This is a genomic window from Ruegeria sp. HKCCD7255 (genome assembly GCF_013031565.1).
Lineage (GTDB): Bacteria > Pseudomonadota > Alphaproteobacteria > Rhodobacterales > Rhodobacteraceae > Ruegeria.
Genome location: NZ_WQAG01000003.1, coordinates 36,898 through 55,304, shown reverse-complemented (window position 1 = coordinate 55,304; position 18,407 = coordinate 36,898). Strand labels below are relative to the sequence as shown.

Annotated in this window: 17 protein-coding genes and 3 tRNA genes; 7 read left to right on the top strand and 13 right to left on the bottom strand. The window is 58.5% G+C overall.

The window, feature by feature from the left end; genetic code table 11:
- Positions 1–8: 8 nt before the first annotated feature.
- The 3 genes from GOX45_RS06965 to GOX45_RS06955 all read right to left on the bottom strand — a co-directional run bounded on the left by GOX45_RS06965 (position 9) and on the right by GOX45_RS06955 (position 1,276).
- Positions 9–83, bottom strand: a tRNA-Asn gene (locus GOX45_RS06965).
- A gap of 129 nt (positions 84–212) precedes the next feature.
- Positions 213–287: transfer RNA gene (locus GOX45_RS06960), tRNA-Asn, on the bottom strand.
- A 74-nt stretch (positions 288–361) separates the two neighbouring features.
- Positions 362–1,276, bottom strand: coding sequence for an MBL fold metallo-hydrolase (locus tag GOX45_RS06955; protein ID WP_171099381.1), 915 nt, complete (start codon positions 1,274–1,276; stop codon positions 362–364).
- A 45-nt stretch (positions 1,277–1,321) separates the two neighbouring features.
- Here GOX45_RS06955 and GOX45_RS06950 point away from each other — a divergent pair, with 45 nt between their 5' ends.
- Entirely contained in the window at positions 1,322–2,641 is a 1,320-nt protein-coding gene (locus tag GOX45_RS06950) for an ATP-binding protein (RefSeq protein WP_171099380.1), read from the top strand.
- 22 nt (positions 2,642–2,663) lie between these two features.
- Here GOX45_RS06950 and GOX45_RS06945 read toward each other — a convergent pair whose 3' ends face one another.
- A complete protein-coding gene (locus GOX45_RS06945; RefSeq protein ID WP_171099379.1) occupies positions 2,664–3,314 on the bottom strand; it encodes a sulfotransferase family 2 domain-containing protein in 651 nt (216 codons plus the stop codon).
- A gap of 159 nt (positions 3,315–3,473) precedes the next feature.
- Positions 3,474–3,550, bottom strand: a tRNA-Ile gene (locus tag GOX45_RS06940).
- A gap of 107 nt (positions 3,551–3,657) precedes the next feature.
- Here GOX45_RS06940 and purM point away from each other — a divergent pair.
- The 3 genes from purM (at position 3,658) to rnd (ending at position 6,568) form a co-directional block, all read left to right on the top strand.
- Positions 3,658–4,704, top strand: a complete 1,047-nt coding sequence (gene purM, locus GOX45_RS06935; protein WP_171099377.1) for a phosphoribosylformylglycinamidine cyclo-ligase — start codon at positions 3,658–3,660, stop codon at positions 4,702–4,704.
- Positions 4,701–5,297, top strand: coding sequence for a phosphoribosylglycinamide formyltransferase (gene purN / locus GOX45_RS06930; protein WP_171099375.1), 597 nt, complete (start codon positions 4,701–4,703; stop codon positions 5,295–5,297). Before purM ends, purN begins: the two co-directional genes overlap by 4 nt.
- 113 nt (positions 5,298–5,410) lie before the next feature.
- Positions 5,411–6,568, top strand: a complete 1,158-nt coding sequence (rnd, locus tag GOX45_RS06925; protein WP_171099373.1) for a ribonuclease D — start codon at positions 5,411–5,413, stop codon at positions 6,566–6,568.
- 7 nt (positions 6,569–6,575) lie between these two features.
- On the opposite strand, the gene GOX45_RS06920 is transcribed toward rnd, so the two are convergent.
- Entirely contained in the window at positions 6,576–7,100 is a 525-nt protein-coding gene (locus GOX45_RS06920; RefSeq protein ID WP_171099371.1) for a hypothetical protein, read from the bottom strand.
- Positions 7,101–7,242: 142 nt separating this feature from the next.
- On the opposite strand from GOX45_RS06920, the gene GOX45_RS06915 reads away from it, so the two are divergent.
- Positions 7,243–7,653 carry a SufE family protein gene (locus GOX45_RS06915; protein ID WP_171099369.1) on the top strand — a complete coding sequence of 137 codons (411 nt, stop codon included), beginning with the start codon at positions 7,243–7,245 and terminating at the stop codon, positions 7,651–7,653.
- On the opposite strand, the gene GOX45_RS06910 is transcribed toward GOX45_RS06915, so the two are convergent.
- The 3 genes from GOX45_RS06910 to GOX45_RS06900 all read right to left on the bottom strand — a co-directional run bounded on the left by GOX45_RS06910 (position 7,654) and on the right by GOX45_RS06900 (position 10,283).
- The gene (locus GOX45_RS06910; protein WP_171099368.1) at positions 7,654–8,325 is read right to left on the bottom strand and encodes a DUF1638 domain-containing protein; all 672 of its coding nucleotides are present in this window, start codon (positions 8,323–8,325) and stop codon (positions 7,654–7,656) included.
- Between the two features lie 79 nt (positions 8,326–8,404).
- On the bottom strand, positions 8,405–9,442 hold the full coding sequence (locus tag GOX45_RS06905) for a Hint domain-containing protein (RefSeq protein WP_171099366.1): 1,038 nt from the start codon (positions 9,440–9,442) through the stop codon (positions 8,405–8,407).
- A 142-nt stretch (positions 9,443–9,584) separates the two neighbouring features.
- Positions 9,585–10,283 carry a B12-binding domain-containing protein gene (locus GOX45_RS06900; protein WP_171099365.1) on the bottom strand — a complete coding sequence of 233 codons (699 nt, stop codon included), beginning with the start codon at positions 10,281–10,283 and terminating at the stop codon, positions 9,585–9,587.
- 277 nt (positions 10,284–10,560) lie between these two features.
- Between GOX45_RS06900 and GOX45_RS06895 the strand changes: the two genes are divergently transcribed.
- A complete protein-coding gene (locus GOX45_RS06895; protein ID WP_171099363.1) occupies positions 10,561–11,646 on the top strand; it encodes a PA0069 family radical SAM protein in 1,086 nt (361 codons plus the stop codon).
- A gap of 3 nt (positions 11,647–11,649) precedes the next feature.
- Here the strand turns inward: GOX45_RS06895 and GOX45_RS06890 are convergent, their stop codons facing one another.
- The 3 genes from GOX45_RS06890 to gltX all read right to left on the bottom strand — a co-directional run bounded on the left by GOX45_RS06890 (position 11,650) and on the right by gltX (position 15,588).
- Positions 11,650–12,591 (bottom strand): autotransporter domain-containing protein, encoded by a 942-nt coding sequence (locus GOX45_RS06890; RefSeq protein WP_171099362.1) that lies wholly within the window; start codon positions 12,589–12,591, stop codon positions 11,650–11,652.
- Positions 12,592–12,771: 180 nt separating this feature from the next.
- Positions 12,772–14,067, bottom strand: coding sequence for a citrate synthase (gltA, locus tag GOX45_RS06885; protein ID WP_171099360.1), 1,296 nt, complete (start codon positions 14,065–14,067; stop codon positions 12,772–12,774).
- A gap of 120 nt (positions 14,068–14,187) precedes the next feature.
- Positions 14,188–15,588 carry a glutamate--tRNA ligase gene (gene gltX, locus GOX45_RS06880; protein ID WP_171099358.1) on the bottom strand — a complete coding sequence of 467 codons (1,401 nt, stop codon included), beginning with the start codon at positions 15,586–15,588 and terminating at the stop codon, positions 14,188–14,190.
- 78 nt (positions 15,589–15,666) lie between these two features.
- Here gltX and GOX45_RS06875 point away from each other — a divergent pair, with 78 nt between their 5' ends.
- Complete coding sequence (locus GOX45_RS06875; protein ID WP_171099356.1) at positions 15,667–17,700, top strand: ComEC/Rec2 family competence protein; 2,034 nt, start codon at positions 15,667–15,669, stop codon at positions 17,698–17,700.
- On the opposite strand, the gene lexA is transcribed toward GOX45_RS06875, so the two are convergent.
- The gene (lexA, locus tag GOX45_RS06870; protein WP_171099354.1) at positions 17,694–18,392 is read right to left on the bottom strand and encodes a transcriptional repressor LexA; all 699 of its coding nucleotides are present in this window, start codon (positions 18,390–18,392) and stop codon (positions 17,694–17,696) included. The genes GOX45_RS06875 and lexA overlap by 7 nt on opposite strands.
- Positions 18,393–18,407 lie beyond the last annotated feature (15 nt).

The window sequence follows — 18,407 nt, the reverse complement described above, 5'->3', positions numbered from 1 at the left end:
AAGGAAATTGGCTCCGGCGGTAGGGATCGAACCTACGACCAATTGATTAACAGTCAACTGCTCTACCGCTGAGCTACGCCGGAACGGTTCGCGCCGTATAGCAACCTGTTTTCACGCCGTCCAGAGGGGGATTTCAGTTTTTTCACCACCTGGCAAACGGCGCAATCCGACAGCAGGTTTGACGGAGTTTGGTGACAGATGATGTTGGAAATTGGCTCCGGCGGTAGGGATCGAACCTACGACCAATTGATTAACAGTCAACTGCTCTACCGCTGAGCTACGCCGGAACTTTCAGCGCGTATAGCAACAGGGATTTTCGGCGTCCAGAGCATAAAACGCGATGGCGCTCAAAAACTTTGCATCAGCTCAGGCGCTTGAACCGCGCGTGCGCAGACAGAATGCCAACCGGCTCCACGGTGGATTTTCCAGTCAGATCAACAAGATGGGCCAGGACATTACGCTCGGCGGCTGGCAGAAGCGCCGAAGGCGTGTCGTTGTAGATGCGCCGCGCCAATTGGCCAACATCTGCTGGGCCATCCTCCAGTGCTGTCAGGATCTGGCGTTCCCGTTCCAGGCGATGGGCAATCAGCCAGTCCAAGCGGCCTGCAGGGTCAGTGATCGGTGCTCCGTGACCTGCATGAAACACCGCCCAGTCACGGGCGCGCAGCCGGTGGCAGGCTGCCATGAAGTCGGTCAGATCTCCGTCTGGTGGCGAGACCAGAGAACTGGCCCAGCCCATCACATGATCTGCGGTAAAACAGATATTGCCCCAGGCCAGTGCAATATGATTGCCCAGATGCCCGGGCGTGTGAATCACCTCAAGCGTGATCCCGTCGCCTTGGATTTTTGCACCATCGTCCAGTTCGATATCGGGGCGAAACGCATGGTCGATGCCCTCACCGCCACCGACCAAGCCGTTTTGAGCCAGTTCCGTCATCACCGCGCTGCGCCCGGATCCCGCTGCGCCAAAGGCCAGAATCGGAGCACCGGTCTCGGCCGCAAGCGGGGCGGCCAGAGGAGAATGATCCAGGTGGGTATGGGTGACAATGATTTGGCTGATGCGCTGATGCGGCTGTAACGCATCCAGAATGGCTTGCAAATGCGGCGCGCTCTGTGGGCCGGGATCGATGACAATCACGTCGCCGGTACCCAGCAAATACGTGTTGGTGCCCCGATAGGTCATGGGCGAGGGGTTGGGCGCCAGGATCCTTTGCAGCCCCGGCGACAGCGTCTCGGGCTGGCCCGGGACAGGGTTGAAATCATCGGGGGCCTGCATCGTCACCTCTTCCTCTTGTCCGGGTGGCTCGCTAGGGTTTAGCTCATGTGGACGCAATGGCTCAAACGTTATATGCCGCGCAGCCTTTACGCGCGTGCCGCCTTGATTTTGGTTCTGCCGGTGGTGGTTGTGCTGCTGGTGGTTTCGATCGCCTTTGTGCAGAAACATCTTGAGGATGTGACCGGGCAGATGACTGATAGCACCTCGCGTGAGATTGACCTTGTTCTCGATGCGATGGCCGATGTCGAAACCCAGCAGCAAGCGCTCGCTGCAGCGCGGGCTGATCTGGCCGCGTTGCAGATGAGCGCCCGTTTCCTGGGCCTGAATGAGGTGCCCGATCAGGGGCGGAGGCGTTGGTACGACTTTATCGCCCCGCAGGTCGATGCGGATTTGACGGCACGATACCCGCAGCTTGTTGCGCTGGCTTTGCCAAATGGCCGTGAGGCACATCTGTATTTCGAAACCTCATTGGGGATATTGGAACTCAGCTTTGACCGACGTCGCTTGTCCCCTGTGGCTCCACATCAGTTGATCGTGACGGTGGTTGCCTTTGGGATTCTAATGACCTCGATCTCGTTTCTCTACATGCGCAACCAACTGCGCCCAATTACCCGTTTGGCGGATGCGGCGCAGGCTTTTGGACGCGGCAGAACCGTTCCTTATGCGCCCAGTGGCGCGCTGGAGGTGCGCGCAGCGGGCAACGCTTTTCTGGACATGCGCGCGAGGATCGAACGGCAAATCGAACAGCGCACATTGATTCTGTCCGGCGTCAGCCATGATTTACGCACACCGTTGACGCGGTTGAAACTGGGGCTGTCGCTCTTGCCGGAAGACGAGGCCAAGCCGATGCTGAAAGACGTTGACGAGATGCAGTCGCTTCTGGATGCGTTTCTGGAGTTTTCGCGCGGGGCCTCGGAGGTCGCACCGCAAGAGGTTGATCCGGTCGAATGGTTGGGACAGATCATCGATGACGCCCAGCGGGCGGGTCACAAGGCAGAGCTTGTCTCGGTCGAAGGGCAGGGCAACGTGATGCTGCGCCCCACAGCGATGCGACGGGCGGTTGAGAACCTGATCGGCAATGCGGTTCGGTACGGAGATCGGGCCGAGATCAGCCTGACGGTGACCAACAAGTCCATGCGTATACGGGTCGAAGATGACGGGCCGGGCATTCCGTTGGAACAGCGCACCGAAGCGGTGAAACCATTCACCCGTCTAGACGCGTCACGCAACCAGAACCAAGGCAGCGGTGTTGGTTTGGGGTTGGCCATCGTGGCCGACATCGCCCGCGCGCATGGCGGCACCTTGCGCTTGGGGGCAAGCCAGAAACTGGGCGGGCTGTGTGCGGATATTGTGATTGCTCGGTAAAGTGCCGTAACGGTGCGCGAATCTAGAATTCCCAGCCGAAGGCTTTGATCTCACTGGCGTAAACCGTCGCAACCATATCGCGAAGCTCATCATCGTAGTAGTCACGATAGTGCAGCTTTTCCTTGTCGCGGAATTGGCCTTTCAGGCGGGGTAATTCTTCGGTTTGCAAGTCGAGTTTCTCGCAAAGTTGATTGAAATCATCCGTCAGTCTTTCATGGCGCAGGTACACGTCGGCGACCGGCGCGCCATCGATAAAATAGATGTGGGTATCGCGACCATTGCGATTCGAATTGCGCATGAAGTCTCGGAATTTGGCGATGATCTCGGCTTTCGGCAGGGACGAAACAGAGCGGTTGTTGAAGTGAAAGAAGGATACGGTTTTGTCCCAAGGGTTCCGAATATTGCAGATCTTGGTGTAGCCATCCCAGATCTCTGGAGAAACAAGTGTCTTGATTTCGGATGCTGTCATATGCGCAAACCAGGTATTGCGCGTTTCGGGATTGGGACCGCGACCGCCAACGACACCGGCGTCGGTGACAATCTGGTCAAAAGGATCGGGCGGAAAGCTGAAACCCTGCGGCACACAGTATTTTTGCAGCAACACCTCGACAGATGTACCGGCAGTCTTGGTCGTCTTGATGAAAATGAACTTCTTTGTGTGGGAAATCAGCATCCTAATGCTCGTTTCATTGGCGAAAAAACCTTTGGTTTGGGCGCCTTATAAGCCAAGTCGGCACCAGCTGCAGCCGAAATTTCGATCAGAACCACTGATGACGTATCAAAGCCATGCAGAGCATAGTCATCCCAATCTCAGTCACCGGCGGTGAGATCGTGGTAGGCCCGGAGGGACTCGAACCCCCAACCAAAGCGTTATGAGCGCTCTGCTCTAACCAATTGAGCTACAGGCCCGCCTGAGCGCCTTGGGTATCACGATCAGGCCCCGCGTCAAGCCTGACCGTTGCATGACGGCGCACAATCGACTAACCCGCGCGCAACACAGTCACAAGGGGTCGGCCATGACAGCGGGCAAGAACGGAATCACCTATGCGGATGCGGGTGTGGATATTGATGCGGGCAACGCTCTGGTCGACCGGATCAAGCCTGCGGCCAAACGCACCAACCGTCCGGGGGTGATGAGCGGCCTGGGAGGCTTTGGTGCGCTGTTTGACCTGAAAGCGGCCGGATATGACGACCCGATTCTTGTGGGCGCTACGGATGGTGTCGGCACCAAGCTGCGGATCGCAATCGATACCGGCGTGGTCGACGGTGTCGGCATCGATCTGGTGGCCATGTGCGTCAACGACCTGATCTGCCAAGGGGCCGAGCCGCTGTTTTTCCTCGACTATTTTGCCACCGGCAAACTGGATACGGACACAGCGGCACGCATCATCGAAGGTATCGCTGAAGGCTGTGCGCAATCCGGCTGCGCTTTGATCGGTGGAGAGACCGCCGAGATGCCGGGCATGTATCCCGATGGTGATTTCGATCTGGCCGGTTTCTCGGTCGGCGCGATGGAGCGTGGGGCCGCATTGCCCGACGGCGTGAAATCGGGTGACGTTCTGCTGGGGCTGGCCTCGAACGGAGTGCATTCGAACGGGTATTCTCTGGTGCGCAAATTGGTCGAGCTTTCGGGGTTGGGCTGGGGTGCCGCATCTCCGTTTGGCGAAGGCTCTCTGGGTGCCGCGCTGCTGACGCCTACGCGGCTTTATGTAAAACCGGCCTTGGCGGCGATCCGGGCCGGGGGTGTACACGCGCTGGCCCATATCACCGGTGGTGGGCTGACCGAGAACCTGCCGCGGGTCTTGCCTGAGGTGCTGGGCGCAAAGATCGATCTGGACAGCTGGGATCTGCCTGCCGTCTTTGGCTGGATGGCGCAGGTGGGCGGGATTGCCGAAGTCGAGATGCTCAAGACTTTCAATTGCGGGATCGGGATGATCGTCGTCTGTGAAGCGGACCAGGCAGACGCCCTGACCACCTTGCTGACCGAGGCCGGCGAGACCGTCGCCCGGATTGGTGCGGTGACGGATGTGCCCGGCGTGACCTATGCGGGTAAGCTCTTGTGAGCCAAAAACGCGTCGCCATTCTGCTCTCGGGCAGTGGGTCGAACATGGTGTCGCTGGTCGACAGCATGGTTGGAGATCATCCGGCGCGGCCGTGTCTGGTGCTGTCGAATGATGCCAATGCCGGAGGCCTGAAGAAAGCCGCAGACAGGGGCATCCCCACGGCAGCGGTGGATCACCGACCTTATAAGGGTGATCGTCCCGCCTTTGAGGCGGAGTTGATCAAGCCGCTGCTGGCCGCCCGACCCGATATCATCTGTCTGGCTGGGTTCATGCGGGTGCTGACCGGCGATTTCGTCTCACAGTTTCAGGGGCGGATGCTGAACACTCACCCCTCACTGCTGCCGAAATACAAGGGACTGCACACCCATGCCCGGGCGATCGAGGCAGGCGATGCTGAGCATGGCTGTACCGTCCATGAGGTCACAGCGGCGCTGGACGACGGCCCCATCCTGGGACAGGCGCGGGTTGAGATTGCACCAGACGATACGCCAGAAAGCTTGGCGGCCCGTGTTTTGACCTGGGAACACAAGCTCTATCCGGCGGTGCTGCGCCGCTTTGCCGTTGCGGACAGGACACCCGTTCTTCTGCCTTGATCCTTGGGTGATTTACACCCGCCCGATATTCGGCTTATGGTCGCCCTCAGCGCTCGGGATGAGGATGGACAATCGGGCAGTTATCTAAAGCAAAACCAAGACTAGCACGGCGTATGAAAACCCTGACAACCACGCAAGAGCTGGCCGATTTCTGTGAAACGGCGGCACAATACCCTTACGTTACCGTAGACACCGAGTTCCTGCGTGAACGGACTTATTATTCCAAGCTGTGTTTGGTGCAATTGGCCTATCCCTCGGACGACCCAGACAGTGCGGTTCTTGTTGACCCGCTGGCCGACGGCATCTCACTCGACCCGCTGTACCAGCTGTTTCAGAACGACACGGTGGTCAAAGTGTTCCACGCAGCCCGCCAGGACCTTGAGATATTCTGGGTTGAGGCCGGTATCTTTCCCACACCGATGTTTGACACACAGGTCGCGGCCATGGTCTGTGGGTTTGGTGAGCAGGTTGGCTATGAAACGCTTGTGCGCAAGATCTGCAAGGAAGGTGTCGACAAGACCTCGCGCTTTACCGACTGGTCACGCAGGCCGCTGACTGACGCGCAGAAAACCTATGCACTGGCCGACGTGACGCATCTGCGCAAGATCTATGAACATCTGGCAACACAGTTGGACAAGTCACGGCGCAGCCATTGGGTGGCGGAAGAGTTGCGGATCCTGACCAACCCGGCGACCTACGATATTCGTCCCGAGGATGCTTGGCGCCGTGTCAAGACACGCACGAACTCAGCAAAGTTTCTGGCAGTGGTGCGCGAGTTGGCCCATTTCCGAGAGGCCCACGCGCAGCAAAACAACGTTCCACGCAGCCGCGTCTTCAAGGACGACGCTTTGATCGAGATGGCATCGACCAAACCGAAATCCATGGGTGATTTGGGACGGTCGCGCCTGTTGCTTCGCGAGGCCCGTAAAGGGGTGATCGCCGATGGTATTCTGGCCGCAGTCAAACGGGGTATGGATTGCCCACCGGATCAAATGCCTAAACCTGACAACAGCCGCGAAAACCTGAAAGTGAACCCGGCGCTGGCGGATTTGCTGCGCGTCTTGCTGAAATCCAAAACCGAAAGCGCTGGCGTTGCGGCCAAGCTGATTGCCTCAAGTGCTGAATTGGATCAGATCGCGGCAGGAGAGCGCGACGTGCCCGCGATGACCGGATGGCGGTTCGAAGTGTTTGGCGAAGACGCTTTGAAGCTGTGCGAAGGTAAGATCGCCCTCGCGGCCAAAGGCTCGGCCGTCGAGGTTGTCAGCTTATAGATTGCGGCTAGCGCCTGCGTGATTCCAGCGCGTTTTGTTGCCCGACCACTCGGATCAGCCGAATACCCTGCAAGTCCTGCGTGCTGAGATTTGCCGCATCCGACACCGTGCGGGATTGTACGCTGCCTTGGCGGGTTGCGAAGTCGGGATAGTTCACGCGGAAAGAATACTCGATGATACCGTTTGCGGTGTTCTCTTCCGAGACGACGCGCCGCAACTCGGCGTCAAATGCACCTTGGCGGATCGCGGTTCCCGACGCATAGATGATTGCGCCATGTGGGGTCGGGTCGATCCGAAGCTCATCAATGATCGCAATCGGAACGGTGGTGTCTTCCGCCTCAGGCCGTGAAAACAATCCGAGACTGTCCGAGTCTTGCGGGATCAGGGCGTTGGCATCGTCAGGCGAGACCTTGACCGGGGCAGGGTCGCTGCGTCCGAACCAATTCGAGGGGTTCGCCCGAGAGTTGCCCCAATTTCCACAGGCTGAAAGCAAAACCGTGGCAACGAGCAGAGCGGACAGATTTTTGTACATGGGCCCCAACATTTAGCACTAATTCACCCGCACCGGATTAGCCTAATTCCGCAGCTTTGAAAACCCGCGCAAGGGGTGGACAGTCGGCAAAGGCGGGCCTAGGTCTCAGTTGTGAACACGAACCGCTAGAAAGAGCCGCACCATGGCAACGCCCGCCTTTGAAGAGATCGTTGAAGATTTTGAGTTTCTGGACGATTGGGAAGATCGTTATCGCCATGTGATCGATCAGGGCAAAGCGATGCAGCCATTGGATGACGCGCTTAAGGTTCCGGCAACAAAGGTTGATGGCTGCGCGAGCCAGGTCTGGCTTCATCCCGTTGTTGAAGGGGGCGTTTTCCGGTTTGATGGCGATAGTGATGCTTTGATTGTGCGCGGGCTTATCGCGGTTCTGCGTTGTCTTTATAACGGGTTGCCGGTTGCCGAGGTGCCTGGTGTCGATGCTGCCGCCGAGCTGGCGCGGCTTGGCCTGAACGATCACCTGTCGGCGCAGCGTTCGAACGGGCTGCGCGCGATGATCGAACGCATTCGCGAGGTTGCACAGGCAACCGCCTGATCACTCACTCTGGGACAACGGCCTGGCGGCCCAGTCGGACAAGGTGGTTTCCAGATCACCATAGCCAGTCCGGCGACGCTCGAACGCCAGTCCAATGCGCTGTGCGCAGTCCTGCGCGCGCCGTGTCAGTTCCGGGTCGTCTGTCTGAGCCTGATAGACAAGCTTGGTGTAATTGCCGAAATACATGTCGCGCAGTTCGGGATGCCGATCCAGGCCCAACGGTTTCCAGACAAAGGCGTCAAACTGACGGGCCAGAAAATCTGTCAGGTAGAATGCCGTGGTCTCATCCTCACCATGGGCCGCGAAGGTGTCATTGCCTTCGAAGAAGGAATAACAATGTGGCCCCTGGATCATCTCGACATTCAGCTTTTCGCAAGCCTTCTGCAACATCCCGCCGGTGCCACAATCTGCATAGACCACGTAGACCTGTTCATAGCTGTCGCGGTGTTTGGCAATGGCGTCCTCAACCGCTTGCGTGATCTTTTCGGGATGCACGTGCAAAATCGCGGGCAGGCAGGTCAGCGCGATGTGATCCCAGCCGTTGCGGTTTTTCAGATCAAGGATCTCGCGCGCAAGTGCTCCGCAAGCGATCAGCAGGATCCGACCACCGGTGTTGGTGGAAAACGTGTTGTTGGTCAGTTGGGTCGGGTCGGGCAGGGTGTCGTTGGGCATTTTGGGGGGCTTTCAGCTGCGCTTGGGCCACAGAACGACGATTGGGGCACCAAGGCAAGCCTTGCACCGACATCTTTTTCTAGCCCACCGACGCCTGTGTTTCGCTGCGGGCCAGCAAAGGCCGTGCTGTGGGGCCATAGGCGGCAAGCCCTTCCGTCTGCAACTCGGGGAACAAGCTTAGGATTTCAGAGCGCGCCTTTCGATCCAGACTGTTCCAGCCCTGAGCACCGGGATGAAAGCTTTCGGTCAAACATCCCTCGGACCAGATCAATTCATGCTGGTCGAACATCAGGTGGACATAGGTGACCATTCCGCCATCTATCAGCATAATATCATCGCCATTCACCAGATGTTTGGCCGGAGCCAGCGCTTCGGCATATCCGCTGCAAAGCTCGACCCTGAAGTCGTTCAGCAAAACCCGATGTTGCTGCGATACCCGTAAATCGCGTGTATTTCCCAAGGCGTGAGCCTTGAACAGAACCGGAGCAAAAGCGCCTTCGGCTGGTACTGTGCGCTGCCCAATCCATCGAACGGGTTGAAACCCATGATCCAAAGTCCGAACCCCGTCGCCCACGCGGATGGTTTCGATCGCCCTGATACCCGTTTCGGTTTCGATCCGTGTGCCCGTGGTAAAGCAGGTCACCAGATCCCAGTCTTCACGCACAGAACCCAGCCCGCTGAACCGGTTGCCAGCAAGCCCGTCAAGCGAAATGGATTGGATCGGCTTCGCCTCAAGCGCGGCTTGATCCGCATTGTCCGAGAGTTCGGGTGCGAGATAGGTGTTTCCGGTAGTGTCCTGAACGATAACGGCCGAAAACGTATCTGTTGAGCCATCGGAATAGGTCAGAGTTGCCTGATAGACCGCTGTGCCATCAACGGTCTGCGGCGGGCCGCCATCGATTGAGAACTGATCATTCGAAATGGCGTTGTTCATGTTGTAAACGCCCCTCGGATTGCCAACCGGTGACCAGGTCACCGCGTTGTTGAACAAGGCGTTCCCCGGGCCGCCAAAGCTTTGCCCCACCAGCGCGGCGGCGTTTTCGGCGGTTGTGTTTCCTTCAAACGTGTCAATGTCTGACAGGTTACCCAACGAAATTACGGTGAATGTGGTTGGCACGGGACCCTCAAAGCTGCCTCCGCTCTTGTGTAACGGCAGGCCGGTTTAAAAGATGTTAAGCGCGAGGCGACGCAAGGCATCTCGTGGCCAAAAAAAAAGCCGTCCGAAACCGGACGGCCCATTGCAGAAATTGTGAGGGGTTTTAGCCAGCCAATTGATTGTGGCGGCGAGATACGAATTCCTTGGCCGTCTCAACCGCCACGGCGGCGTCGCGGCAATAGGCATCGGCCCCAATAGCCTTGCCGAACTCTTCGTTCAGGGGCGCACCACCCACCAGAACGATGTAATCATCGCGCAGGCCTTGTTCGACCATCGTGTCGATCACGACCTTCATGTAAGGCATTGTGGTTGTTAGCAGTGCGGACATTCCCAGAATATCAGGCTTCTCGGTCTCAAGCGCTTCCAGATAGTTTTCGACCGGATTGTTGATGCCCAGATCGACCACTTCAAAGCCTGCGCCTTCCATCATCATCGACACCAGGTTCTTGCCGATGTCGTGGATGTCGCCCTTGACGGTACCAATCACCATCTTGCCCACACGAGGGGCCCCGGTTTCGGCCAGAAGCGGCTTGAGGATGGCCATGCCGCCCTTCATCGCATTGGCGGCCAACAGAACTTCGGGCACAAACAGAATACCGTCCCGGAAATCATGGCCCACGATGGTCATCCCGCCGACCAGAGCCTTGGTCAGGATGTCATAAGGCATCCACCCGCGCTCGAGCAGGATGTTGGTGCCTTCTTCGATCTCTTCCTTCAGACCGTCATAGAGGTCGTCGAACATCTGTTCGACAAGCTCTTCGTCGTTCAGTTCGGACAGGACGATATCTTCTTCGTCGGACATGGAGCGTATTCCCGAGCTTTGGGGCCAAGCGGCCCACAGTGGCTATATTTTCCGTTTTTGGCCATTTCGTCGCAGAAACACTGTGTCGATTGCGACCATGGCCGTTCTCAGACCGACCTTTATGACAGTTAAGCTGATGTTGCAGTAGAATAGTTTACAAGATGATCTAGCGGAAATTTCATCTTAGGTCGGGGCTTTGCCGGGTTTTCACCGCGCGGGGAGGGCACGCGGTCAAGGCTTGTCAGGCCTTTTGGTGTCGCGTAGAACAGAAGTTGAAATGAGAACAAAAAGCGAACATATTGGGTCGGCGATACCGATCGGGCGGGGCGCTGGGTCGAACACCACAGGTCGGTTCGAACCCCTGTCGGTCACGCCAGTCTCAGATGATTGGGACCTGCCGGAAGACCTGCCGCCTTTGCGCACCGAGGTCAGCGACGAGGTTGCGCGCAGCTTGATAAGCTATAACCGATCTCCGGATCTGCCCTTTGACCGGTCGATCAACCCTTACCGCGGATGCGAACATGGCTGTGTCTATTGTTTCGCACGGCCCAGCCATGCCTATCTGGGGTTGTCGCCCGGGTTGGATTTCGAGACGCGCTTAATTGCCCGACCGAATGCCGCCAAGGTCTTGCGGCGCGAGCTGTCGGCGAAATCTTACAAGGTGGCGACGCTGGCGCTTGGAACCAATACAGACCCGTATCAGCCCATCGAGAAAAAGCGCGAGATAACAAGGGAATGCCTGCAGGTTTTAAGCGCGTTCAAGCACCCGCTGGGGATCGTGACCAAAGGGTCGCTGATCGAACGAGATATCGACATTCTGGCCCCTATGGCCGCACAAGGTCTGGTGCGTGTCGGCATCTCTCTGACCACGCTTGATGCCGGTCTCAGCCGCCGGATGGAGCCTCGGGCGCCCTCGCCAAAGCGCCGGTTACGGATGATCGAACGGCTGAGCCAGGCGGGTATTCCGGTGCGGGTGATGACGTCTCCGGTGGTTCCCGGACTAACCGATCATGAGTTGGAAAGCCTTTTGGAGGCCGGTCAACAGGCAGGCGCGGACGCGGCCAGTTGGATCATGCTGCGTCTTCCGCGTGAGGTGTCACAGCTCTGGCAGGAGTGGCTGGCCGAACATGAGCCGGGCCGGGCCGAAAAGGTCATGGCGCGCCTGCGTGAGATGCATGGAGGGCGGGATTACGACCCGCGTTGGGGTCATCGGATGCGCGGAGAAGGGATCTATGCCCAGATGATTGCCCAACGGTTCAAGGCGGCAGTCAAACGCCTGGGGTTAAGAACAAAATCACCCCCATTGCGCTGTGATCTGTTCGCAAGACCGGCACAGGCGGGGGACCAGTTGTCGCTGTTCTAATGCTTAAAAACTGATGCCGATTCCGGCACTGAACCCGTTGACCGTATCGCTTCCGTAATAGCGGACCATAATCCGTGTGGTGCTCACCCACGGCACCCATGTGTCCGAAAGATCCACCTCGATGCCGCCACCAATCCGGGCCAACCAATCGGTGCCCAGCACAAGCGACTGATCTCCGACCAGGTATGACAGTGACAGATCACCGACCCAGCGTATCGGGCGCCCGAACATCCGCTTGCCTGTTGGAAAGCGGTATCTGCTCCACAACACCGCATTTGCCGCCGTGGACCGGATCAGCAGATCTTCGTCATCGCCAATGGGCCGGTATTCAATATGGGTATAGCGCAGGCTGGCTTCGAACTCGCGATCGTTGGACAAGGGGCGTTCGTAGGCAACCGTCATCGATCCGCCCGCGCCACCAGCCCAGAGCCCGCCGCTTTCAAGATAATCGCGATCCAGGCCGAGGCGGTCCGCGATTACCTGCGCGCCGATCGAAGCGTCAGATTGCGTCCGCCCGATCGAGATATGAGCCATTGGCGTGACCGTCCACGCCTCGCCGATATCGAACTGATAGCCGATCCCGCCGGTCACGGCAGCACTGGTCCATTTCAAGGGTACGCTGTTGGTCGCGCCGGTCCCACTGAAAAACAGAACCGGGTCGTATCGGGCATATCCGATGTAACCTTCCAGATAGAGCGGAAACCTTTCGGCAACGCGAAAGCCACCGCCCAATTGGGCGGACCGAAAGTCGTAATCGCGATCACCGGTATTGGATTCCAAAAATATCGTACTGGCAGAGTTATCTGGAATGCCGGCCAGACCCAGGATCGCCAAAGAACCGGCTGCGTTTTCCCGTTGCAGATTCTCGAAAGCTCTTTCCAGAAGTGTTTGGCCCGTGGCCGGGGTGGCGATCAGAAAAGACAGAAAAACTGCGATACGTCGCATGATCTTGGCACTTACCCACACTCAGACAGCAGGCAGCCTAATTCTACCTTTATTGTAGGGAAAGTTCTGACAGTCCAATGGTATGGCTTCGCAGTACAAGGTTTCATTTTGGTAACACATGACCCCAGCAAAAAACCCCGCGGCGACGCGGGGTTTTGTCTTGGCGTTCGAAACCACAGATCAGCGGTTTTCGATATCCACGTAGTTGCGTTCGGTCTCGCCCAGGTACAGCTGACGCGGACGCCCGATCTTGTTCTGAGGATCGGCGATCATCTCTTTCCACTGGCTGACCCAGCCAACCGTACGCGACAGGGCAAAGATCGGCGTGAACATCGAAGTCGGGAAACCCATCGCTTCGAGGATGATACCGGAATAGAAGTCCACATTCGGGAACAGCTTCTTCTCGGCGAAATACGGATCTTCCAGAGCCTCGCGTTCCAGCTCTTTGGCGACCTGCAGTTTCGGGTTGTCTTCGACGCCAAGCAGATCCAGCACTTCATCAGCCGATTGCTTCATCACTTTGGCGCGCGGGTCGAAATTCTTATAGACCCGGTGGCCAAAGCCCATCAGGCGGAACGGGTCGTTCTTGTCTTTGGCGCGAGCGATATATTCGGGGATACGATCCACCGACCCGATCTCTTCCAGCATCTCAAGGCAGGCTTGGTTCGCACCACCATGTGCAGGCCCCCAAAGGCAGGCGATACCGGCAGCGATACAGGCAAACGGGTTCGCGCCCGAAGATGACGCCAGACGCACGGTCGAGGTCGAGGCGTTCTGCTCGTGATCGGCATGCAGGGTAAAGATGCGGTCCATTGCGCGGCTGAGGATCGGGTTGACCTCATACTCTTCGGCCGGAACGCTGAAACACATGCGCAGGAAGTTCGACGCATAGTCCAGATCGTTGCGCGGATACACGAAGGGCTGACCTGTGTGGTATTTATAGGCCCAGGCCGCGATGGTCGGCATCTTGGCGATCAGGCGGTGCGAGGCGACCTCACGCTGATGCGGGTCCGAGATATCGGTCGAATCGTGATAGAAGGCTGACATTGCGCCCACCACGCCGACCATGATGGCCATCGGGTGCGCATCGCGACGGAAGCCGCGATAGAAATACTGCATTTGCTCGTGCAGCATCGTATGGCGTGTGATCGTTGTTTCGAACTTTTCCAACACCGGAGCCGTCGGCAGCTCTCCGTAGAGCAGCAGATAGCAAACTTCGAGGAAGTGCGATTTGCTGGCCAGCTGATCAATCGGGTACCCGCGGTGCAACAGTTCACCCTTTTCCCCGTCGATATAGGTGATGGTGCTGTCACAGCTGGCAGTCGATGTGAAACCCGGATCATAGGTGAATACACCGGCCTGTCCGTACAGCTTGCGAATGTCGATTACATCGGGTCCTGCCGTGGGCGAGTGAACCGGCAACTCGTAGGTTTCGCCATGAACTGTAAGGGTGGCTGATTTGTTGCTGTCGGTCATATTTTCCCTTCCTCATTCTTCGCATATCGGCGCCGAAACCGGGCCTGCGGGCAACGGCTGCGCAAGGACGCGCAGTCCGGGTGTTAGCGCAGCTGCGTTACCCGAATGTGAAGGTCGGGATTAAGTCACTGCATCTGAAAGCCGCGCCAGGGTTTCTTCACGTCCCAGCACCAGCATCATGTCGAAGACCGAAGGTGTTACAGCGCGTCCGGCCAGAACCGCGCGTAACGGACCCGCCAGTTTGCCGAACTTGACCCCTTTGGCTTCCACGTAGGAATTCAGGGTCTCCTCCAGTTCGTTCCGCGTCCAGCTAACACTTTGCAACTGCGGCGTCAATTCATCCAGTATACCATCGGATACAGAAGCCAGCGCTTTTGCTGCTTTTTCATCGGGTTGGATTGGGCGTGACGTCAGGGCAAAGTGCGCTTTTTCAAGGAGTTCTGGGAAAGTTCGGGCGCGTTCTTTCAGGCAATACATGGCGCGTTCCAGATCACCAGATTGTGTCTCGCTCAGCGCCGGAAGACCGGCCGCGACCAGGTAATCCTCGGCTTCTTGCCGCAGCGCGGCATCGTCCGAGACCGCGATATGCTGACCGCATAGGTTTTCCAGTTTCTTCAGATCAAACCGCGCCGGGCTTTTGCCAATGCCATCCAGATCGAACCATTCTCGGGCTTGCTCATCGGTAAAGAATTCATCGTCACCATGGCTCCAACCCAGACGCGCCAGGTAGTTGCGCATGCCGGCAGCGGGATATCCCATCGCCTGGTATTCCTGCGCCCCCAAAGCGCCATGGCGTTTCGACAGTTTCTTGCCATCGGGCCCATGAATCAGCGGGATATGCGCCCAGACAGGGACGTCCCAGCCCATCGCTTCATAGATCATCATCTGACGCGCAGCATTGTTGAGGTGATCATCGCCCCGGATCACATGGGTCACACCCATATCGTGGTCGTCGACAACCACAGCCAGCATATAGACCGGAGTGCCGTCCGAGCGCAGAAGGATCATGTCGTCCAACTGATCATTGCGGATGGTGACATCGCCTTGCACCTGATCGCGGATCACGGTCACGCCATCCTGTGGTGCCTTGATGCGGATCGCAAAAGGCGCGTCCGGGTGGGTTGACGGATCAGCGTCGCGCCACGGACTGCGGAACAAGGTCGATCTTCCCTCGGCCCGGGCCTGTTCACGGAACGCGGTGATCTCGTCCTGTGTCGAAAAGCACTTATACGCTTTGCCTTCTGCCAAAAGCTGATGCGCAACCTCTGCATGGCGGGCAGCACCCTCGAACTGGCTGATCACATCGCCATCGTGGTCCAGCCCCAGCCAGGACATCCCTTGCAGAATCGCGGCTGTCGCCTCGGGGGTTGAACGTTCGCGATCCGTGTCCTCGATCCGCAGCAGAAACTTGCCGCTACGTCCGCGCGCAAAAAGCCAGTTGAACAGCGCAGTGCGCGCACCACCGATATGCAGAAAGCCAGTGGGCGAGGGGGCGAAACGGGTGACGACCTGTTCGGACATGGTGGGGATTAACCTTTTGGTAACCGGAGCGGGCTTAGTTTGGCGACTGTCTAACGAGCCCGAAGGACGGGGGCAACCATGCGTGTTCTGACGGGGATCGAGACGGCTCTGCTGAACCAGAGGGGTTATTGGTTTCCGTGGTCGCCAGTATGCCTGGCGATTGGTATTGGGATCTATTTTGGGCTGCGGTTTGAACCCGGCCCTCAGAATTACGGTTGGGTTCTCCTCCTGACCGGCGGTACCTGGGTATGGGGACGCAGCCTCTCTGCGGCCTGGGCACCGCTCTTGTTTGGCCTGACCCTTGTTGGCTGCGGTTTTCTGCTGGCCGGGGCGCGGGCCCATATGGTTGCAGAGCCGGTTCTGGATTGGCGTTTCTACGGCCCGGTCGAGGGGCGGGTCGTGGCGCTGGACCGCTCTGCGTCGGACGCGCTGCGGGTGACATTGGATCGGGTGCGACTTGGGGATGTAAGCGCCGATCAACGCCCAACGCGCGTCCGGCTTTCCATTCATGGCGACACGGTTGATCTGTCCCCCGGACAACGGATCATGACCACAGCGCTTCTGTCGCCACCGCAGGGCCCTATCGAATCCGGAGGGTTCGATTTTCGCCGCCATGCCTGGTTCCAAGGACTGGGTGCGGTTGGTTATACCCGGTCGCCGGTGTTGACGATTGCCGGGCCGCAGGACGGGTTGGACGGCGTCAGGATCACGGCCTGGCGCATCGCGATTTCTCATCATGTTCGCAAGATCTTACCCGGTGAAGTGGGCGGTTTTGCAGCCGCCGTCACCACCGGCGATCGCAGCGGCATAAGCCAACAGAGTCTTGAGGCATTACGGGCCTCTAACCTGGCGCATCTGTTGGCGATTTCCGGTCTGCATATGGGATTGCTGACGGGGTTTGTCTTTCTCTCCTGCCGCATTGGGTTTTCGGCTATCCCGACGCTGGCCTTGCGTTGGCCGGTGCGCAAGCTGGCCGCGATCTGTGCGCTTGTTGCCGCGGTCATCTACCTGTTGTTATCCGGTGGCAACGTCGCGACCGAGCGCGCCTTTGTGATGGTCACTGTGCTTTTGGGGGCAGTACTGATCGACCGCCGCGCCATATCCTTGCGCGCAGTTGCTGTGGCCGCGCTGATTGTCTTGATACTGCGACCCGAGTCGCTGTTTAGCCCCGGATTTCAGATGTCCTTTGCGGCCACCACCGCCTTGGTCGCCATCTTTGGCGTATGGCGGCAAAACCAACTGCCGGGGCCCAAATGGTTGCGACCCGTTCTAGGGGTCTTGATGTCTTCGGGCATTGCGGGCCTGGCGACAGCGCCCATCGGCGCCGCGCATTTCAACACCATGTCGCATTACGGCCTTGTGGCCAATCTCTTGTCGGTTCCGGTCATGGGTACTGTTGTGGTCCCGGCAGCGGTGGTCGCCGCCTTGCTGGCGCCCTTGGGGCTGGAGTGGATGCCAATGGCGGTGATGGGCCTTGGCCTGGGCTGGATTCTGGACGTGGCAGAGTTTGTTTCAGGACTAAACGGCGCTCAGGGCTTTGTTGCCAGCCCACCTGACTTGGTTCTGCCCGTGCTGACCTTGGGCCTATTGTGGGTGATCCTTTGGCAGGGGCGCGCGCGATGGCTGGGTCTTGCGCCTGCGCTGTTTGCGATGGCGTTCTGGGGGCAGGGGCACCGGCCCGAGATTCTGGTGGCCGATACCGGCGGGCTGATCGGCGTGATGACGGATGAGGGCAGGGCTTTGAGCAAGGCCAAAGGCAGCGGCTTTATCGCCACCGTCTGGCTTGAAAATGACGGCGACGGGGCGGACCAACCGCTTGCGGCGGGGCGCTGGCCGCATGAGCCTGCGAGTATTCAGAGATATCTACTGGGCGGTAAGGAACTTGTGCATCTGACCGGCAAACGTGCCGCCGGGCAGTTCAGCGAATGCCTGGGACATCAAATCGTTGTCGCCCCGGTGGCGCTGCACCTTGATGGCGCATGCCAGATCATCGATCCTCATATGCTGCGCCAGACCGGCAGCCTGGCCATCACAGATGGCAAGATCACCACCACCAGCGCGGTCACGGGGTTCCGGCTGTGGTCACCGCAGCCCCGCAAACGGGATCAATAGCTGCGGATCAGGCCGACCAACCGCCCTTGAACCTTAACCTTTTCCTGCGGCAGAACGCGCGTCTCATAGGCCGGGTTTGCAGCCTCAAGCGCGATGGCCTGACCGCGGCGGAAGAACCGTTTCAGAGTGGCTTCCTGATCCTCGACCAGAGCCACCACGATGTCGCCATTGTCTGCAACGTTGGTTTCACGGATCACCACCACGTCACCGTCATTGATCCCCGCCTCGATCATCGAATCGCCGCGCACTTCCAGCGCGTAGTGCTCACCCTGACCCGACACCATGCTGCCGGGAACAGCGACGCGGTGTGAGACATGGCTGATCGCCTCAATCGGCACACCAGCGGCAATGCGGCCCATGACCGGCAGTTCCATCGCGTCCACGGTAACCGGTTCAAAATTTGCAGGCCGTGGGCCCGAGGGCCGGTCGCCTTCGATCACACGCGGGTTGAAACCGGCGGTGGGCTCTCCGCCCAGGCTTTCGGGCAGCTTCACGATCTCGATCGCGCGGGCGCGGTGCGCCAAACGGCGGATAAAGCCGCGCTCCTCCAACGCTGTGATCAATCGGTGAATGCCGGATTTGGATCTCAGGTCCAAAGCCGCCTTCATTTCATCAAAGCTAGGGGGAACACCATCCGCTTGCACGCGTTTATGGATGAATTCCAGCAAATCCAACTGTTTCTTGGTCAACATCGCTCGCACCTCGTG